We start from the raw sequence: 16,364 nt of genomic DNA on the forward strand, positions 1-16,364 counted from the left end.
GGTTTAGTTGTTTAAGTAAATGAATCCACCGTCAATAGGATAATCGCAACCTGTAATAAAGGATGCCTCATCCGAACATAAATATAAGGCTAAATTAGCAATTTCAGAAGGCTGTGCCATACGGCCTAAGGGTTGCGTTTTGGATAATTTTTCAAACATTTCTGCTTGATTGTCAGGATAGTTTTTGGCGATAAATCCATCCACAAAGGGTGTATGTACGCGACCTGGAGAGATGCAATTACATCGAATTCCTTTGTCAATGTAATCCTTCGCAACCGATTGAGTCATAGATTTGATGGCTCCTTTGGTCATCGAATATCCAAAACGATCCGGAATTCCTACGGATGCAGCTACGGAAGCCATGTTTAGAATCACACCTGATTGCTTTGTGACCATGAAGGGAATGAAGGCCAACATACAATGATAGGCTCCTTTAACGTTTACGTCAAAAATTTTTTGAAAATCAGCAGGACTGGTTTTTTCTAGATTTCCAATTTGGGGAATTCCTGCATTGTTGACCAAAATATCAATCGGTGAAATACGTGTAGCAATTTGTTCCACCACTTCGAAATTGGTGATATCCGCTTGGTGGTAATTGATTTTAGGCTTAGGGTCCTTTGGTAAAGATAAGTCTATGACATGTACCTCAGCGCCTTGTTGTTGGAACAAGGTAGCTATAGACTCCCCTATTCCGGAGCAGCCACCCGTTACCACTACTTTTTTTCCTTTTAATGAGAATATCATTCTTTTTTTAATTAATAGACGCGAAGTATCGCGTCTCTACATTTTATTAAATCCAACTTCTAATGACTAAAGTCTAATGTCTAACGTCTATAGCGATACCCCTCTTCTCCAGAACATAAAATCGTCCTGTCCTAAATCCATTGCTTTGGTTGTGATTTCTCCTGAAGCTAATTGGATAATGTATTCCAAAACTTCTTCACCCATTTCTTCTACTGATTTTTCTCCTCGAATGATGGGGCCACAATCGATATCAATGATTTCAGGAAGTTTCTCAGCTAGCCGAGTGTTGGTTGATAATTTAACCATCGGACTAATCGGATTACCCGTTGGAGTTCCTAAACCCGTAGTAAACAGTTGAATCGTTGCACCTGCTCCTGCCATACCAGTTGTCGCCAACACATCATTTCCGGGCGTACAAACTAAATTTAAGCCTATTTTTGTTGCATATTGACCATAACCTAATGCATCAACAATGGGTGAAGATCCAGCTTTCTTCGCTGCTCCTGCCGATTTAATCGCATCAGTGATTAAACCATCTTTGATATTTCCTGGTGATGGATTCATATCAAAACCGGCGCCAACTGCAGCAGCACGTTTGGCATATTCTCGCATCATGAGCCCGAAATTATTGGCAACCTCTGCAGTCACAGACCGGTTCTGTAATTCTTGTTCTACGCCACAGAGTTCTGGGAATTCAGCGATCATGACCGTTCCACCTAAACCCACTAATAAATCAGCCGTATGACCGATGGCTGGATTGGCCGAAATGCCTGAAAATCCATCAGATCCTCCACATTTAACGCCTAATCGCAAAGCGGATAAAGGTGCCGGCTTTCTGGATAATTTGTTGATTTCAATCAAACCTTCGAAGGTTTTTAAGACAACCTCATTTAAGATTTTTTCCACGCCACTTCCTTCGTCTTGTTGTTGCTCAAAGAAATGGATGGGTTTACTGAAATTCGGATCTTTCTCGGATAATTTTTGTTTGAAAACCTCGATTTGAGAATGTTGGCAACCTAAACTTAAAATCGTTATTCCACCTACGTTCGGATTTACACAATAACCTGCTAATAATGCACATAGATTCATGGAATCATCTTTATTCTCACCACAACCACTTTCATGTGTCAAAAATTTGATGCCATCTACATTTGGAAACAAAGGGCTTTTTGAAATAAAAGCGTCAGATGAACTATCCCCTAATTGTAGTTTTTCCCCTGCTTCAAACTGTTTGCGTAAAGTGATAACCTGGTTGGTCACTGAATCATTCTTTTGAAAGCCAAGGCCTTGAATGAATGCATTCTTTAATAATTCAATGTTTCTATTTTCACAAAAAACAAGTGGAATGACTAACCAATAGTTTTGGGTGCCAACTTGGCCATCTGCACGATGATAGCCGTTAAATGTTCTGTTTTGGAATTTACTAACATCGGGACTTGACCACGTATATTCCTTTTGTTTACCCACGAAATCTTGCGAAGCATGGTGTAAATTAAAAGTATGGATTAATCCACCTTTCGGGATATCTTGGCTCGCATGGCCAACCAACACACCATACATATAGGCGTTACCATCTTTTGGGATCGCCTCAGTTGTGAATTTATGTTTGGCTGCAATATCATCCTGCAAGGTAATTTCGTTCCCTGCGTGCTTGATAATAGCGCCTTTTTTAAGGTCCTGTAAGGCTACGAGTAAATTATCTGTAGGATTGATTTGTAAAAAAGTACTTGACATGTTAATTTTTTAAGCTAAAAATTCGTTTTGTTAATACCCATTTCTCTGTTGTTTTAGATCCTGGGATGCGTTGTTGAAATTTATCCATTAAGGATTCCCATGCTTGCACCGCTTCATTGTTCTGATCTGCTTTCGCTTTGGCTTCAAATGAAAAAGTATCATTGGCTAAAATTTCCATGACCAAACGATTTCCATAGCGATAAATTTCCATGGATTCGATACCTGAATCCGAGATGCTTTTGGCTATTTCATCAGGTATTTGCTCGTGGTAAGCTTCATACTGTTTTATGGAAGCCTGTTCGTCCACTAAATCTAAAATCAAGATATACTTATGCTTCATCGGATCTTACACTTGAACCTTTGTATGCATAAAAAACAATGTATGCAAAGCATATCAAAGGTATTGTTAAGGCCACATTGGTATTGATTTTAAATAATGATGCGGTGAATGGAGGAATAATCGCTCCACCTACAATTGACATAATAATCAAGGAAGAGGCCAATTTTGAACCTTCACCTAAATTTTTACAGGATAACGCAAAGATGGTTGGGAACATAATCGATTGACAAAAATATACCAACATTAAGGCCACTACTGCGCTAATTCCACCACCCAACATGGCGACAATTAATGAAACAACGGCCCCTATTGCATATAAACCTAATATTTGATTGGACTTATATCGACCCATCAGGAATGTGCCTAAGAACCGACCTAGTAAAAATAGAATAAATGCGAATGAGGCATGAAAACTGGCCATTTGGGTAGCCGACATCCCCGATGAGATTTGATATATTTTCTCAACAATCCATAAGTTGGTATCTGGCGCATAATCTAGTTTCAAATCAACAAAATTGCCCCACAGAGTAACTTGAGCACCTATGTTTAAAAACTGGGCAATGATTCCCAACACTAAATGCTTATGCTTTAGCAAGTTTTTAATTCGCACATTTGAGTTCTGTTCTTCGGCAGATTTTAATTCAGGCATTTTCGTAAGTGCGAATAAAATAGCTACAAATGTTACGACGCAACCAATGATTAAATAGGGACTTTGGACGGATGCTGCATGGGCTGCACGAATGGCTTCAGATTCAGCTACTGGCATGGCTGCTAGTACTTCCCTGCTATATTCTTTATCAGAGAAAATGAAAAATCCCCCAATCACAGGACCTAAAATGATACTCATTCCATTAAAAGATTGCGCAAAATTTAAGCGAAAATCTCCTTTGGCTGGATCACCCAATACAGTTACGTACAGATTAGCAGCAGTTTCCAAAAAGGCTATGCCACTTGCAATCATAAATAAGGCAATAAGGAAAAATGAATAAGATCTTACATCAGCAGCAGGATAAAAAAGGAAGGCTCCCGCAGCATACAAGACTAGGCCGAGCAGTATCCCCATTTTATAACCATATTTTCGCATCACGATTCCCGCAGGTAATGCCATGACAAAATAGCCTAAATAGAATGCCGTTTCAACGATGTTGGCTTGCCATCGTTGGAGATCCAAAGCCGTTTGGAATTGCTTGACTAGTGTTCCATTTAAACTATTCGCTAGGCCCCAAAGGAAAAACAAACTTGTTACAAGTATTAATGGAATGGTATAGTTGGTTTTGTTGTCAGCATGAACATGAACGGAGTTCTGATCTGATGAAGGTAATGCCATGTGAATAAGTTTAATAGGTAAAGTCAAAAGTCCTTTCAATTTACCTTCTTTTTTCCTTAATTTTAAAACACTTAACAAACTAAATCTATTTCATGAAATTTCTTCTTTCCGTATTCGCTTGTCTTTTTTCTTTTATGGGTATGGCCCAACTAAAAAGTCCAGACGAATTCTTAGGATATCCGCTCGGAACACGCTTTACCTACCACTACCAATTAGTTGATTATTGCAAACATGTGGCCTCACAGCGTCCTTCTATGGCACGTTGGCAATCTTACGGGAAAACAAACGAAGGCCGGGAATTGGGTATTTTGACTTTAACAAATCCACATTTATTGGCCAAATTGGATGAGGTGAAATCTATTCACCAACAAGTAATTGAGGGAAAAATACAGCCGAGCAATGAATTACCTGTTATTATTAATTTATCCTTTAATGTTCATGGAAACGAAGCAGCCGGATCAGAAGCGGCTTTAGGTGCGATTTATGATTTGGTGAAAGATGGCGGTCTATTGATGAATTCATCAAAGGATTTTGTTGTATTAATGGACCCATGCATTAATCCGGATGGTCGGGATGCTTATGTTACTCAATTCAACCGTCGTAATTTTACAGCGGGCGGAAATGCAGATCCCAATGACCAAGAGCATTTTGAAGGTTCTACATCAGGTCGCTATAATCACTTTTCATTTGATTTGAACCGGGATTGGGTTTGGCAGACGCAAGTAGAGTCGAAACAACGTTTAGCCTTTTTTCAGTCTTGGTTACCTATGTTACATGCCGATTTTCATGAACAAAGCTTTCAGCATTCGTACTATTTCCCACCAGCAGCCAAACCTTATTTGAAGTTTATTTCTAATTCAACTTTGGCATTGCAATCATCTGTAGGTCAGTCATTTGCTAAATTGTTTGATCAAAATAAATGGCCTTATTTTACATCTGAAATTTATGATTTGTTTTATCCAGGTTATGGCGATACCTATCCTGTATTAAATGGTGCTCTAGGAATGACATTAGAACAAGGTGGAATTCGTGGGGGCTTGCAAGCTCAAAAATCGAATGGAGATACGATACGTTTTGTTGATCGAGTGCGGCATCATCGTGCATTAGCCGTCAATTTGGTGGAATGGTCTCTTAGTAATAATGAACAGGTAAAGGCTAGTTTCTATCAAAATCATGCGAATGCACGAAATACACCAACTAACCTTTACAAATCGTATGTAATACCTCAAGCTGACATAGGTAAATCAGCAGAATTGATTCGTTTATTAAAATCCAATCGTATTCAATTGAGCCAAGTGGACAAGGACGGTACGTTCAATGCTTTCTCTTTTCAGGATCAAAAAAATCAAGTTTATAAAGCGTCCTCCGGTGATTTGCTTATTTCAGCGTATCAATCAGCGGCACCGATGATTCAAGCACTTTTGGACCCTACCCCGGTTTTAGAGGATTCTTTAACCTACGACATTACAGCGTGGAATTTATTCCAATTACACGGAATTCGCGCCTATGGAATTAAGGAGCGCTTGACTGGAGTTGATTGCAAGGAAAGCAGCTGGTTGAATCAATCAATTGATGAAGCGCATGTAGCTTATGTATTTAAATCGGACGCGAAGTCAATTCAATTTGCTAATACCTTGATTTCAAAGGGTTATTTAGTGGTTTTTAATGATAAGCAAGTTCGTTTTGAAGGAACGGATTATGCACCGGGTTACCTTTGGGTACTAAAGAAAAGAGGATCTTGGGAACCTTTAGCTGAAGCAGCTAATTCGGCGCATATTGCGTTGAAGGGTATTCGGTCATACCGTTCTGAATCGGGAGCAGATTTAGGCTCAACGCATTTTATTCAAGTGAAAACTTCACGCATTGCTGTTGTGGTCGATCCTAGTTTTGATGTAAACCAACAAGGTGAATTGGCTTATCATTTAACGAAGAATATGCTTTTGAAACCTAGCTTTGTGCCTTTAACACAGCTATTTCGGGCGAATTTAAGTGATTATAGCCATATCATAATCCCCAATGGGAAGTCGGCTGAACTTGCAAAAAGCCAACAAACTTTATTGGATGATTATGTAAAGAAAGGTGGACAAGTTATTCTTTTTGAAAAGGCTACTAGTTTCATTTCCGATAAGGAAATTGCGCTTTTTGAAAAAGAATTAAAGGATAGTTTAGTGAATCAAACACCTTATGAAGATTCAGAGAGACATGAAATCTCCAAAACATTGACCGGTAATTTATTGGTAGGCCAAGTAGAAAAATCGCATCCTTTGGCTTTTGGAATCAATCAGGACCAAATAATTATTTTGAATCAAGCGGAACGATTAATAAAGCCACATACCCAATGGAAATCAATTGTCAAAACAAATAGCTCCGCTCAGATTTACGGATTTGTTGGTAATCAGGTAAAAAAACAAGTTAATAATAGCTTGTGGATGGCAAATTACGGATTAGGTGCTGGAAATTATATTTGGTTTGGATTCAACCCTTTATTCCGTGCGATTCCAACGCAATCCATTAAACTCTTTGAAAATGCACTTTTATATCATGCGAATTAAACTTATCCTGTTTTTGTTGGCTTGTGGATTCCAATATTCATTTAGTCAAACAATTAAGCCCGTCTATCCTATCCCTAGTGCGAAGCAATTGGCTTGGCAAGAATTATCCTACTATGGTTTTGTTCATTTTAACATGAACACCTTTACGAATGTAGAATGGGGCGAAGGAAAAGAAGATCCTAAATTATTCAACCCAACGGCATTGGATTGCAATCAATGGGTTCGAATTGCAAAGGCTGCCGGGATGAAAGGTTTGATTCTTACTGCAAAGCATCATGATGGTTTTGCCCTTTATCCATCAAAATTTACAGATCATTCCGTTGTTAAATCACCTTGGAAAAATGGGAAAGGTGATGTAGTTCGTGAGTTATCCAATGCTTGTAAACGTTATGGGTTAAAACTGGGAATTTATTTGTCTCCTTGGGACCGTTTTCATCCAGCCTATGGGACTGATAATTACAATCAGGTTTATGCCAATATGCAAAAGGAGCTTTTGACACAGTATGGGCAGATTTTTGAATTTTGGTATGATGGTGCCAACGGTGAAGGACCTAATGGAAAAAAGCAGGTGTATGATTGGAAATTGTTTCATTCGATGGTCAATAAATACCAACCGAATGCTGTACAGTTTTCAGATAATGGACCAGACATTCGTTGGGTTGGTAATGAACGGGGTTATTCTTACGAAACCATGTGGTCCCCTATTAACAAAGATGAGATTTATCCGGGTTATCCTAAGTTTGACGATTACCGACAAGGACAAGAAAATGGTAGCCATTGGGTTGCCCCAGAGGTAGATGTGAGTCTTCGACCGGGTTGGTATTATCATCCTGAACAAGATAATTTAGTTAAGAGTCCTGATTCCTTGATGCGTATATATGTGGCCTCGGTTGGTCGCAATGCCAATTTATTAATCAATATTCCCGTTGATACTCGTGGATTAATTCATCCCAATGATTCTGCCGCATTAATGGGTTTGAAATCGCTAATGAACACTGGCTTGAGAAGTCTTCGTAAAAAGACGGACGGTATTCAGGTTTCAAGTTCTATGAAGGGTTATGGATCTGACAAATTATACGATGTAAGTCCACGTACTTTTTGGGCGGCTAATGTTTCGGATAAGTCTCCACGGCTTACTTGGTCTTTAGCTGATTCTCGATTAGTTAATGCCATTCAAATGCAAGAACCGATAGCTTTAGGTCAGCGCGTCAAGCGTTTTGAAGTTAAATTGGTAGATCAAGATAGTAGATCTGAGGTTTTACAGGGTCATACGATTGGCAATAAGCGCATCTTGACATTTAAAGCGCGTAAACTAAAAAGCATCCAAGTTGATTTCTTGGATGCTCGAGGACAAGTTCTCTTGTCGAATTTTGATTTGCTATATCTTACTTCAACACATAACGAATCGCTGTACCACTAAACGTGTAGCCATTTGCGTCTTTTGTTGTGTAAACTTGATATTTGATATCCATTAAAGCAGAAGCTCCTAACTCTTCAGCTTTAGCTACCATTTTATCAAGGATTTCTTTTTTCTTATTTTGATGAATACCTCGATTGAGCATTTTGCCATTTTGTGTTTGGTCTAATGACAATGGAACTTCATCCGAAAAAGAAATCGGTTCTATCACAGCAAAGCTTTGTTTAGGCTGCTCATTGAAATAAAAGATATCAATCGCATACTTAACAGGTATTTCGAATCCCAAACCGTCATGACGTTCAGTGCCCCCATCTTTGAAGTTGGGGCTATAATAGGTACTTGGCTGAACATGTTTTGAACAACTAAGTGCAGTACTTATCAGTAGGATTCCTACTGCGTATTTAGATGCTTTCTGAATCATAAATCAATACTTTTTCCCAAAGTTCTTTACAATCGTCAATGAATTTTAAGTGAATAGGATGTGTTTGGTATACATCGTGTCCTGCTTCTTCTTCGAAAGTTGTTAATAAACAATAATCGTATGAACGATCAATGACTGGACGATCTGTTTTAGCAGGTTTTCCTACACTAAATACATCAACTGTATCTACGTCGGCAAGTGAACTAACACCTGCTTCAAATTTTTGGATTTCTTCTTGCGATAATCCCTTCTTTAACCAAAAGTTTACTACGTGTACGAACATTAGTTGGATAATTTAACTTGAGTAATAATTTCTTTTAACTTGTTGCCAAGTGCATCAGATCCTTCTGCTAAAGGCATACGAACCTGTCCTTGAATCATTCCTTGCAATGCAAGAATTTTCTTAACTCCTACCGGATTACCTTCTTCATATAAATAAGGATCAATGGTTAAGAATGCAGCCAATGCTTTTTGTGCTGTTTTGTAGTCACCAGCCAAAGCCGCGTGAATCATATCAGTAAATTGACGTGGAAATGCATTCGCAATGACTGACATAACACCTACTCCACCAATCGAAATAATAGGCACAGCTTGTACGTCATCACCCGAAATCAATAAGAAGTCTTCCGGTTTGTGAAACGCAATTTCCATACATTGTTCAATAATACAAGATGCTTCTTTAACGCCTATGATATTATTGTGCTCCGCTAAAGTTAACACTGTCTCAGCCGACATATTAATTCCCGTTCTTCCGGGAATATTGTACATGATAACAGGTACTGGGCAAGCATCAGCAATGGCTTGATAATGGGCAATAACGCCACGTGCACTTGGTTTATTGTAATAGGGACAAACAGACAAGATCGCATCGATGCCTGAAAAATCAGTCTCTTTAATTTGCTTTAAAAGATTTTCGGTGTTGTTTCCTCCCAATCCATAAACGATAGGCAGATTACGAGAATTGCTCGTTTGAATTGTTGAAACAATTTGTTTCTTCTCATCTGCTGTAGTCGTTGCCGATTCTCCTGTGGTTCCTTGGACAACAAGATAATCAACGCCACCTTGGCTGACATGAGCAATAAGTTTTTCTAATCCTTTCCAATCGATGGAACGATCTGCAAACATCGGAGTTACTAATGCTGGAGCAACGCCATGAAATTTAGGTAATGTTTGTGATTGCATACATTATGAAAGAAGCGCTAAAAAGTCTTCTTCGCTTAGAATTTTGATATTTAATTGAGTAGCCTTCTCCAATTTAGCAGGCCCCATGTTGTTGCCAGCTACTAGGTAATCGAGTTTGGATGAAATACTGGAAACTACTTTTCCACCATTGGCTACAATTTTAGCCTTAAGGTCATCCCGTTCGAAGTTTTCAAAGACTCCCGAAATTACGAAACTTTTTCCGACTAAAGCCTGCCCTTCCAAGACTATTTCTTGGATTTCTTCAGATAATTGAACGCCTGAGCTTCTTAATTTATCAATGAATTGAATATTTTCTTCAACTTCAAAGAACGCTCGAATACTCAAGGCAATGCGATCCCCAATTTCAGGTACGGCAATTAATTCCTCGTAAGTCGCATTTTGCAAATCCTCTATCCGATGAAAAGCCGAAACTAACTTTTCTGCGATTGTTGCTCCCACATGTCTAATTCCTATTCCGAATAATACTTGTCGGAAAGGTATTTGCTTCGATTTTTCTATCGAGGTAAGGATATTGGAAATGGATTTTTGTTGAAAGCCTTCTAATCCAAAGAAACTTTCTTCGTTCAAGTCATATAGATCGGCAGCATTGTGAATAATCCCTTTTTCAACTAATAAATCGATGGTTTCTGTCCCTAAATTTTCAATGTTTAAGGCTTTTCGCTGAATAAAATGTTCTATTCTTCCTTTAATTTGAGGTGGGCAATGTGAGTCATTTATACAGTAATGATTTGCTTCGCCTTCTTCACGGATTAATGCTTGATCACAAGCTGGACAATGTGTAGGGAATTCGAATTTGGCTGCATTTGGTAGGCGTTTACTTGCATCAACCCCCGTAATTTTAGGGATAATCTCCCCCCCTTTTTCTATGTATACCGTATCGTTTTCATGTAAATCCAAGCGTTCCATTTCATTCGCATTGTGAATGGATGCGCGCTTGATAACAGTGCCTGCCAAATACACGGGGTGTAAATTAGCTACAGGAGTTACATTCCCTGTTCTGCCCACTTGGTAGGATACGCTTTCTATTTTGGTATGCGCTATTTCGGAAGGGTATTTATAAGCGATAGCCCATCGTGGTGATTTGGCTGTAAAACCCAATCGCTCTTGTTGTCCTAAATCATTGATTTTTATGACAATGCCATCTGTATTCAAGGGTAAATCGTGGCGTTTTTCCTCCCAATCTTCAATGTATTGGATTACCTCGTCTATGTTTCCACATTTTCGATAGGTATTGGAAACGGGGAATCCGTTCTTTTCCATTAACATCAACCCTTCTTCATGGGTCTGAAAAGGGATCTCATTTCCGAGGTAGGCATAGACAAAACACGCCATGTTTCTTTGGGCCACAATACTCGAATCTTGCAATTTAAATGTTCCTGAAGCCGCATTACGTGGATTTGCTAAAGGAGCCTCACCTTGGGAAATTTTGTCTGCATTGATTTTTTCAAAAGAACTGATGGGCATATAACCTTCTCCCCTTACTTCAAAAGTTGTTGGAAAATCCTGCGATTGTATCGTATGCGGAATTGATTTGATGGTTTTAACATTATTGGTAATATCATCCCCACGTGTTCCATCTCCACGCGTAACTCCTTTGATTAATTTTCCGTTTTCATACCAAAAGGAAAGCGCTACACCATCAAATTTTAATTCGCAGATGTATTCGTATTTTTCTTCGCCTAATGCTTTTTGAATGCGCTCGTCGAAATCGCGTAAATCTGATTCATTATAGGTATTTCCCAATGATAGCATGGGAAATTGATGGGTAACTGATTTGAAATTTTTAGTGATGGTACCACCTACGAATTGTGTAGGACTATTAGGAACGGCAAATAATGGATTTTCGAATTCTAATTTTTGCAATTCAGCGAGGAGTTTATCAAATGCCTCATCTGTAATTAAGCTTTCATTTAATTGATAATATGCATGATTGTAGTGGTTAATTTGATCCACCAATTCCTGCATCTTTTTTTGAATATCCATACGCGATAAATTGACATACAAAGTTAATCCGAATCTCATCAGAAATAAGCCTTAGCCAATATTTTTCATACCTTTGTAAAATGGAAAAATTAATCATTGCACCCTCTGTGTTGGCCGCTGATTTTGCCAACCTCGCTCAAGAAACTCAAATGTTAAATGAATCTGCTGCGGCTTGGATTCATATCGATGTAATGGATGGAGTCTTTGTCCCGAACATTTCATTTGGTTTTCCTGTTTTAGAGGCAATTGCCAAGCATACTACGAAATTTTTGGATTGTCATTTGATGATCGAAAAACCTGAACGTTATATCAGTCAATTTGCCGCTAGTGGTGCCAATATGATAACGGTACATGCTGAAGCTTGTCCGCATTTACATCGTACTATCCAACAAATTAAGGCTGAAGGTTGCCTTGCAGGAGTTGCTCTTAATCCTGGTACTCCCGTTTCTGTTTTAGAAGATGTTATCGGGGATTTAGATTTAGCATTAATTATGTCTGTTAATCCGGGATTTGGTGGACAGAAATTTATCCCAAATTCTGTTCGAAAAACCACTCAATTAAAAGCATTGATTGATTCTACAGGGAAAGATATTTATTTAGAAATTGACGGAGGCGTAAATCAAATAAATGCAGGGGCATTAATTCATGCAGGTGCAAATGTGCTTGTAGCAGGAAGTTTTGTTTTTGCCTCAGCGGATCCGAAGGCTACTATCCAAGAATTAATGACTTTGGCTTAAGTTTATGCTAAAAAGTATTCTCCTCTTTTCATTAATTTGTTTGACGCTTTTGACCTCAAAGGCTCAATCGGTTCAATGGGCAAGTAAGGTGATGTCTTTTTCTAGCGAATATTCAGATCCCTTGTTGGGAAAAGAATATCGGGCGATTCATATTTTAGGCCGACCAAGTAAATACCCTAAATTTTCAGCCACTCCTAGTGCTTGGCAATCTTTGACTCCTGATAATCCAGGCGGCGAATTTATCATTGTTTCATTTGATACAGCCAAAGTCGTAAAGCAAGTAGCGATTTTTGAAAATTTTGGTGCGGGGTCAATTACTCGCGTTGATGCATTGGATGAAAACAATAAATTATATTTGTTGAAAGAATTTAATGCTGGCTATGCCCAAGCCAACGGACAAATAACGCGGATACGGTTGGCTAATCCGACCTCATTCAAAGTGAAATCCATTAAGATTACAATGAACTCTTTGCGTGTTTCAGGTTATTCCCAGTTGGATGCTGTAGTAATATCGGACGGTGACTCTCCCATTGAAGATCGGATTAAATTGGAAGTTGATCCGAATGCCTATTTGGTCAAAGAAAATTTAGGAACGGCTATTAATTCAAAGTTTAATGAGATTTGCCCGGTGGTTAGTCCTGATGGCAAAAAACTCTATTTCACTCGGTGGAAACATCCTGATAATTTAGGGGCTAATAAAAATCAAGACATTTGGGTGTCTAATTTAAAGGATAAGAAACAATGGGAAAAGGCGACGCTATTTCCCGCACCTATCAATAATGAGGAAAATAATGCCGTTTGTGGTATTTCGCCAAATGGTAAAACCATGTTGCTAAATAATGTTTATGGCAAAGATGGCCAAATGGAAAAAGGTGTTTCGCTATCATTTTTATTGCGCACTGGTGAATGGAGTTTCCCTAAACCGATTCGGATTCAAAACTTTAAAAATAAATCAGAATATTCAGAATATACGTTGGCCCCCAATGGTAAGGTTCTATTAATGACCACTGAAATGAAGGATTCTTATGGCGGAAAAGATATCTATGTCTCGTTTTTAAAATCAGACGATACTTGGACAGAACCTAAGAATATTGGAGCTGCGGTTAATACAGGTGAGTCTGAAAGTACGCCTTTTATTGCTCCTGATGGTCAGACAATGTATTTCTCATCAAGTGGACATGTTGGTTATGGTAATAACGATATATTTCTTACGCGTAGATTAGATGATAGTTGGCTCAATTGGTCCATTCCGGAAAATGTTGGTCCAGTAGTTAACACAAACCAATGGGATGGATATTTTACCGTGTCTGCGCAAGGGGATTATGCCTATTTTAGTTCAGTGGAAAACTCCATGGGTGCTGAAGATATTTACCGCATCAAAATTCCGGAAAAAGTAAAACCACAGACATTGGTTCAGGTTTCGGGGCAAGTGATAAACCAATTGAGTAAATTAGCAATTCCAGCGAAAATACTAGTAAAATCAAGGGTCTCGTCAGATACGATGCAAATTGATTATGATCCCTATTTAGGGGATTTTAGTTTCATGTGGCCAACGAAAAAACCGTTCTACATGGAAATAAGGGCAAAAGGATTTGTGACTCGGCGGGAGAATTTTGATTTTCGGGATCAAGCCAAATACTTCGAATCGGTTCAATTATTGGGTTTAGTTCCCATTGAAATGAATAAGCAATATAAGGTTCCCAATCTTTCCTTTATTCAAAGTAAATCCGAAATTTCGAAGGAGTCCTACCCTGCTTTAGATGAAATTGTTTTGATTTTACAAGAAAACGAAGGATTACATTTGTTGGTAGAAGGACATACCGACAATCAAGGAGACTGGGATGAGAATTTAAAACTTTCTTTGGAGCGTGCGAATCAAGTTAAGAGCTATTTAATTTCGAAAGGTATTTCTGTTAATCGAATAGATACAAAAGGTTGGGGTGGTACGAAACCATTGAATACAAGTACCCTGGAAGAAAAAAGGCGTTTGAATCGTCGGGTTGAATTTAGTTTTTTTGTTGTGCAATGACCGAAAATAAAGCAATCTATTTTGAGCAATTAAATGGTATCCGATTTATCGCGGTGCTTTTGGTGTTGTTGGATCATTGGCTGATCCCCATAAATCCTTTTTCCTTTTTAGGGCATTTAGGTGTTGTGATTTTCTTTGTGTTAAGTGGCTTTTTAATCACACGAATTTTATTTCAAAATGCAGATGATTGTAGGCAAAATCATTCGTCTATTTTGGTGAAAATTATTCGGTTTATGTATCGAAGGTCCTTGCGGATATTCCCTATCTACTTTTTACTGTTATTGATTGGATTGGTGTTTTCTTTGTCAAATTTTAAAAATTTGTGGCCCTACCTCGTGTTTTATTTGCCTAATTTTTACATCATGACAAAGGCAACCTGGCTGGGTATTTGGGATCATCTTTGGTCATTAGCAGTGGAAGAGCAGTACTACCTCGTTTTTCCCTATTTTGTCTTGTTACTTGCTCCGCGCAAGTATCCGCTTTTGTTTATTTTGATGCTTTTGGTTGGTTTGGGAACACGATTTGGATTTTATGCCTTTGCTAGTTCAGAGATGCAAGAGCAAAATTGGATGTGGTGGTATGTTAATCCATTTGCAGCTTTGGATTGCTTTGGTTTGGGTGGAATTTTGGCCTATTTATTTCATTACAAACAAAATTACTTTCAATCTGTTAAGTTTCTTAAAGTAGGTTTAATAGTTAGTTTAATTGCATTTCTTGCAATTCTGAATTTAGGGGAGCTAACCATTTTTCAACATGCGAATATTTGGTCCATTGTTTTTGAACGAATTTCCGGAGCATTTTTTTCTTTTTTCTTGATCGCCTTATCTATTCGGAAAGACACATGGATATTAAGTGCTTTTTTGAAGTCAAAACCTGTATCTTATTTAGGCTCAATTTCTTATGGGATTTATTTGTATCACAATGTTGTGATGAATTATTACCACGATGAAGGAAATACAATTTGGTTTTATTTAAATAAGTATCTTCCAAATTTTCATTTAGAATTGGTTAATTTTACAATCTACAAGTTTATAATAAGCTTTTTATTTCTTGTATTTTTATCAAGTTTATCTTGGTTTATAATAGAACAGCCGATCAACAAATATAAAAATCGTATTTAATGCAAAAGGAGTTAGAATTAATCGTTGTTATTCCTGCTTACAATGAAGAAGCATGTATACGAGAAGTGGTGCCTAATTGGATTGAGGGGATTAGTCAAATAATACCTAAAGATAAATTTAAGTTATTGATTATAAATGACGGTTCTCGTGATAATACGGGTACTATTTTAGATGAATTGACGGGTATTTATCCCAATTTAATTGCCAAACATCAGTTGAATGGTGGACATGGGAATGCGATTTACAACGGCTATCAAATGGCAATTGATATGAATCCAGCATTTGTATTTCAAACGGATTCAGATGACCAGTTTGATCCCCGTGATTTTCATAAATTTTGGGAGAAACGTAATGAATCTGATTTTGTTCTAGGATTTCGAGAAGTTCGTCATGATGATCCATTCCGCTTATTAATTACTCGTATTTTAAAATTTTCTTTATTGTTCATATACGGAACTTATATTCATGACGCGAATATTCCATTCCGATTGATTCGTACGAGTTTTTTAAAGAAACTAATTGCTGCTTTACCCAAACAAGTTCCTTTCGCTCCCAACATCTTCTTAGCTGTATTGGCAAAGAAATCTGGTCAAACCTTATTTGATATTCCTGTATTACACAAAGAACGAGAAACAGGTGAAGTGTCTATTCGACACATGAAACTTCTAAAGGTTTGTTGGCAAAGTTTTAAAGAATTAAGCACATTTCGGTTCGCATTGAATCGAATGGTGAAGGAGATTAAAAAATAATTAAAAA

Annotated in this window: 14 protein-coding genes; 6 read left to right on the top strand and 8 right to left on the bottom strand. The window is 37.9% G+C overall.

The features are described from left to right. Positions 1-3 precede the first annotated feature (3 nt). The 4 genes from SKC38_RS05805 to fucP form a co-directional block, all read right to left on the bottom strand. Complete coding sequence (locus tag SKC38_RS05805; protein ID WP_377976598.1) at positions 4-741, bottom strand: SDR family NAD(P)-dependent oxidoreductase; 738 nt, start codon at positions 739-741, stop codon at positions 4-6. 90 nt (positions 742-831) lie between these two features. Then, a complete protein-coding gene (locus SKC38_RS05810) occupies positions 832-2,478 on the bottom strand; it encodes a UxaA family hydrolase (protein WP_377975932.1) in 1,647 nt (548 codons plus the stop codon). A 1-nt stretch (position 2,479) separates the two neighbouring features. Continuing rightward, positions 2,480-2,818 carry an L-rhamnose mutarotase gene (locus SKC38_RS05815; protein WP_377975933.1) on the bottom strand — a complete coding sequence of 113 codons (339 nt, stop codon included), beginning with the start codon at positions 2,816-2,818 and terminating at the stop codon, positions 2,480-2,482. After that, positions 2,808-4,145 (bottom strand): L-fucose:H+ symporter permease, encoded by a 1,338-nt coding sequence (gene fucP / locus SKC38_RS05820; RefSeq protein WP_377975935.1) that lies wholly within the window; start codon positions 4,143-4,145, stop codon positions 2,808-2,810. Before fucP ends, SKC38_RS05815 begins: the two co-directional genes overlap by 11 nt. 92 nt (positions 4,146-4,237) lie before the next feature. Here fucP and SKC38_RS05825 point away from each other — a divergent pair, with 92 nt between their 5' ends. Both SKC38_RS05825 and SKC38_RS05830 read left to right on the top strand, forming a co-directional pair. Next, complete coding sequence (locus tag SKC38_RS05825) at positions 4,238-6,697, top strand: M14 family zinc carboxypeptidase (RefSeq protein WP_377975937.1); 2,460 nt, start codon at positions 4,238-4,240, stop codon at positions 6,695-6,697. Further along, positions 6,687-8,117: an alpha-L-fucosidase gene (locus SKC38_RS05830; protein ID WP_377975939.1), complete on the top strand. Its 1,431-nt coding sequence runs from the start codon at positions 6,687-6,689 to the stop codon at positions 8,115-8,117. Before SKC38_RS05825 ends, SKC38_RS05830 begins: the two co-directional genes overlap by 11 nt. Here SKC38_RS05830 and SKC38_RS05835 read toward each other — a convergent pair. The 4 genes from SKC38_RS05835 to ligA are packed head-to-tail and all read right to left on the bottom strand — an operon-like array spanning position 8,083 to position 11,721. Then, on the bottom strand, positions 8,083-8,535 hold the full coding sequence (locus tag SKC38_RS05835; protein ID WP_377975941.1) for a hypothetical protein: 453 nt from the start codon (positions 8,533-8,535) through the stop codon (positions 8,083-8,085). The genes SKC38_RS05830 and SKC38_RS05835 overlap by 35 nt on opposite strands. Next, positions 8,516-8,818 (bottom strand): Dabb family protein, encoded by a 303-nt coding sequence (locus SKC38_RS05840; RefSeq protein ID WP_377975942.1) that lies wholly within the window; start codon positions 8,816-8,818, stop codon positions 8,516-8,518. The genes SKC38_RS05835 and SKC38_RS05840 overlap by 20 nt, the downstream gene beginning before the upstream one ends. After that, positions 8,818-9,717, bottom strand: coding sequence for a 4-hydroxy-tetrahydrodipicolinate synthase (dapA, locus tag SKC38_RS05845; RefSeq protein WP_377975944.1), 900 nt, complete (start codon positions 9,715-9,717; stop codon positions 8,818-8,820). The genes SKC38_RS05840 and dapA overlap by 1 nt, the downstream gene beginning before the upstream one ends. Before the next feature lie 3 nt (positions 9,718-9,720). Beyond that, positions 9,721-11,721 (bottom strand): NAD-dependent DNA ligase LigA, encoded by a 2,001-nt coding sequence (gene ligA / locus SKC38_RS05850; RefSeq protein WP_377975946.1) that lies wholly within the window; start codon positions 11,719-11,721, stop codon positions 9,721-9,723. 80 nt (positions 11,722-11,801) lie between these two features. Here ligA and rpe point away from each other — a divergent pair, with 80 nt between their 5' ends. From rpe to SKC38_RS05870, 4 genes are read left to right on the top strand one after another with little or no spacing between them, the layout of a single operon-like run. Continuing rightward, a complete protein-coding gene (rpe, locus tag SKC38_RS05855) occupies positions 11,802-12,458 on the top strand; it encodes a ribulose-phosphate 3-epimerase (RefSeq protein ID WP_377975948.1) in 657 nt (218 codons plus the stop codon). A gap of 4 nt (positions 12,459-12,462) precedes the next feature. Beyond that, complete coding sequence (locus SKC38_RS05860) at positions 12,463-14,487, top strand: OmpA family protein (RefSeq protein ID WP_377975950.1); 2,025 nt, start codon at positions 12,463-12,465, stop codon at positions 14,485-14,487. Further along, a complete protein-coding gene (locus SKC38_RS05865) occupies positions 14,484-15,608 on the top strand; it encodes an acyltransferase family protein (RefSeq protein ID WP_377975952.1) in 1,125 nt (374 codons plus the stop codon). Before SKC38_RS05860 ends, SKC38_RS05865 begins: the two co-directional genes overlap by 4 nt. Beyond that, complete coding sequence (locus SKC38_RS05870) at positions 15,608-16,357, top strand: glycosyltransferase family 2 protein (RefSeq protein WP_377975953.1); 750 nt, start codon at positions 15,608-15,610, stop codon at positions 16,355-16,357. The genes SKC38_RS05865 and SKC38_RS05870 overlap by 1 nt, the downstream gene beginning before the upstream one ends. Positions 16,358-16,364: the final 7 nt, after the last annotated feature.

Source organism: Aquirufa echingensis (genome assembly GCF_042714525.1).
In the GTDB taxonomy this organism is placed as follows: domain Bacteria; phylum Bacteroidota; class Bacteroidia; order Cytophagales; family Spirosomataceae; genus Aquirufa; species Aquirufa echingensis.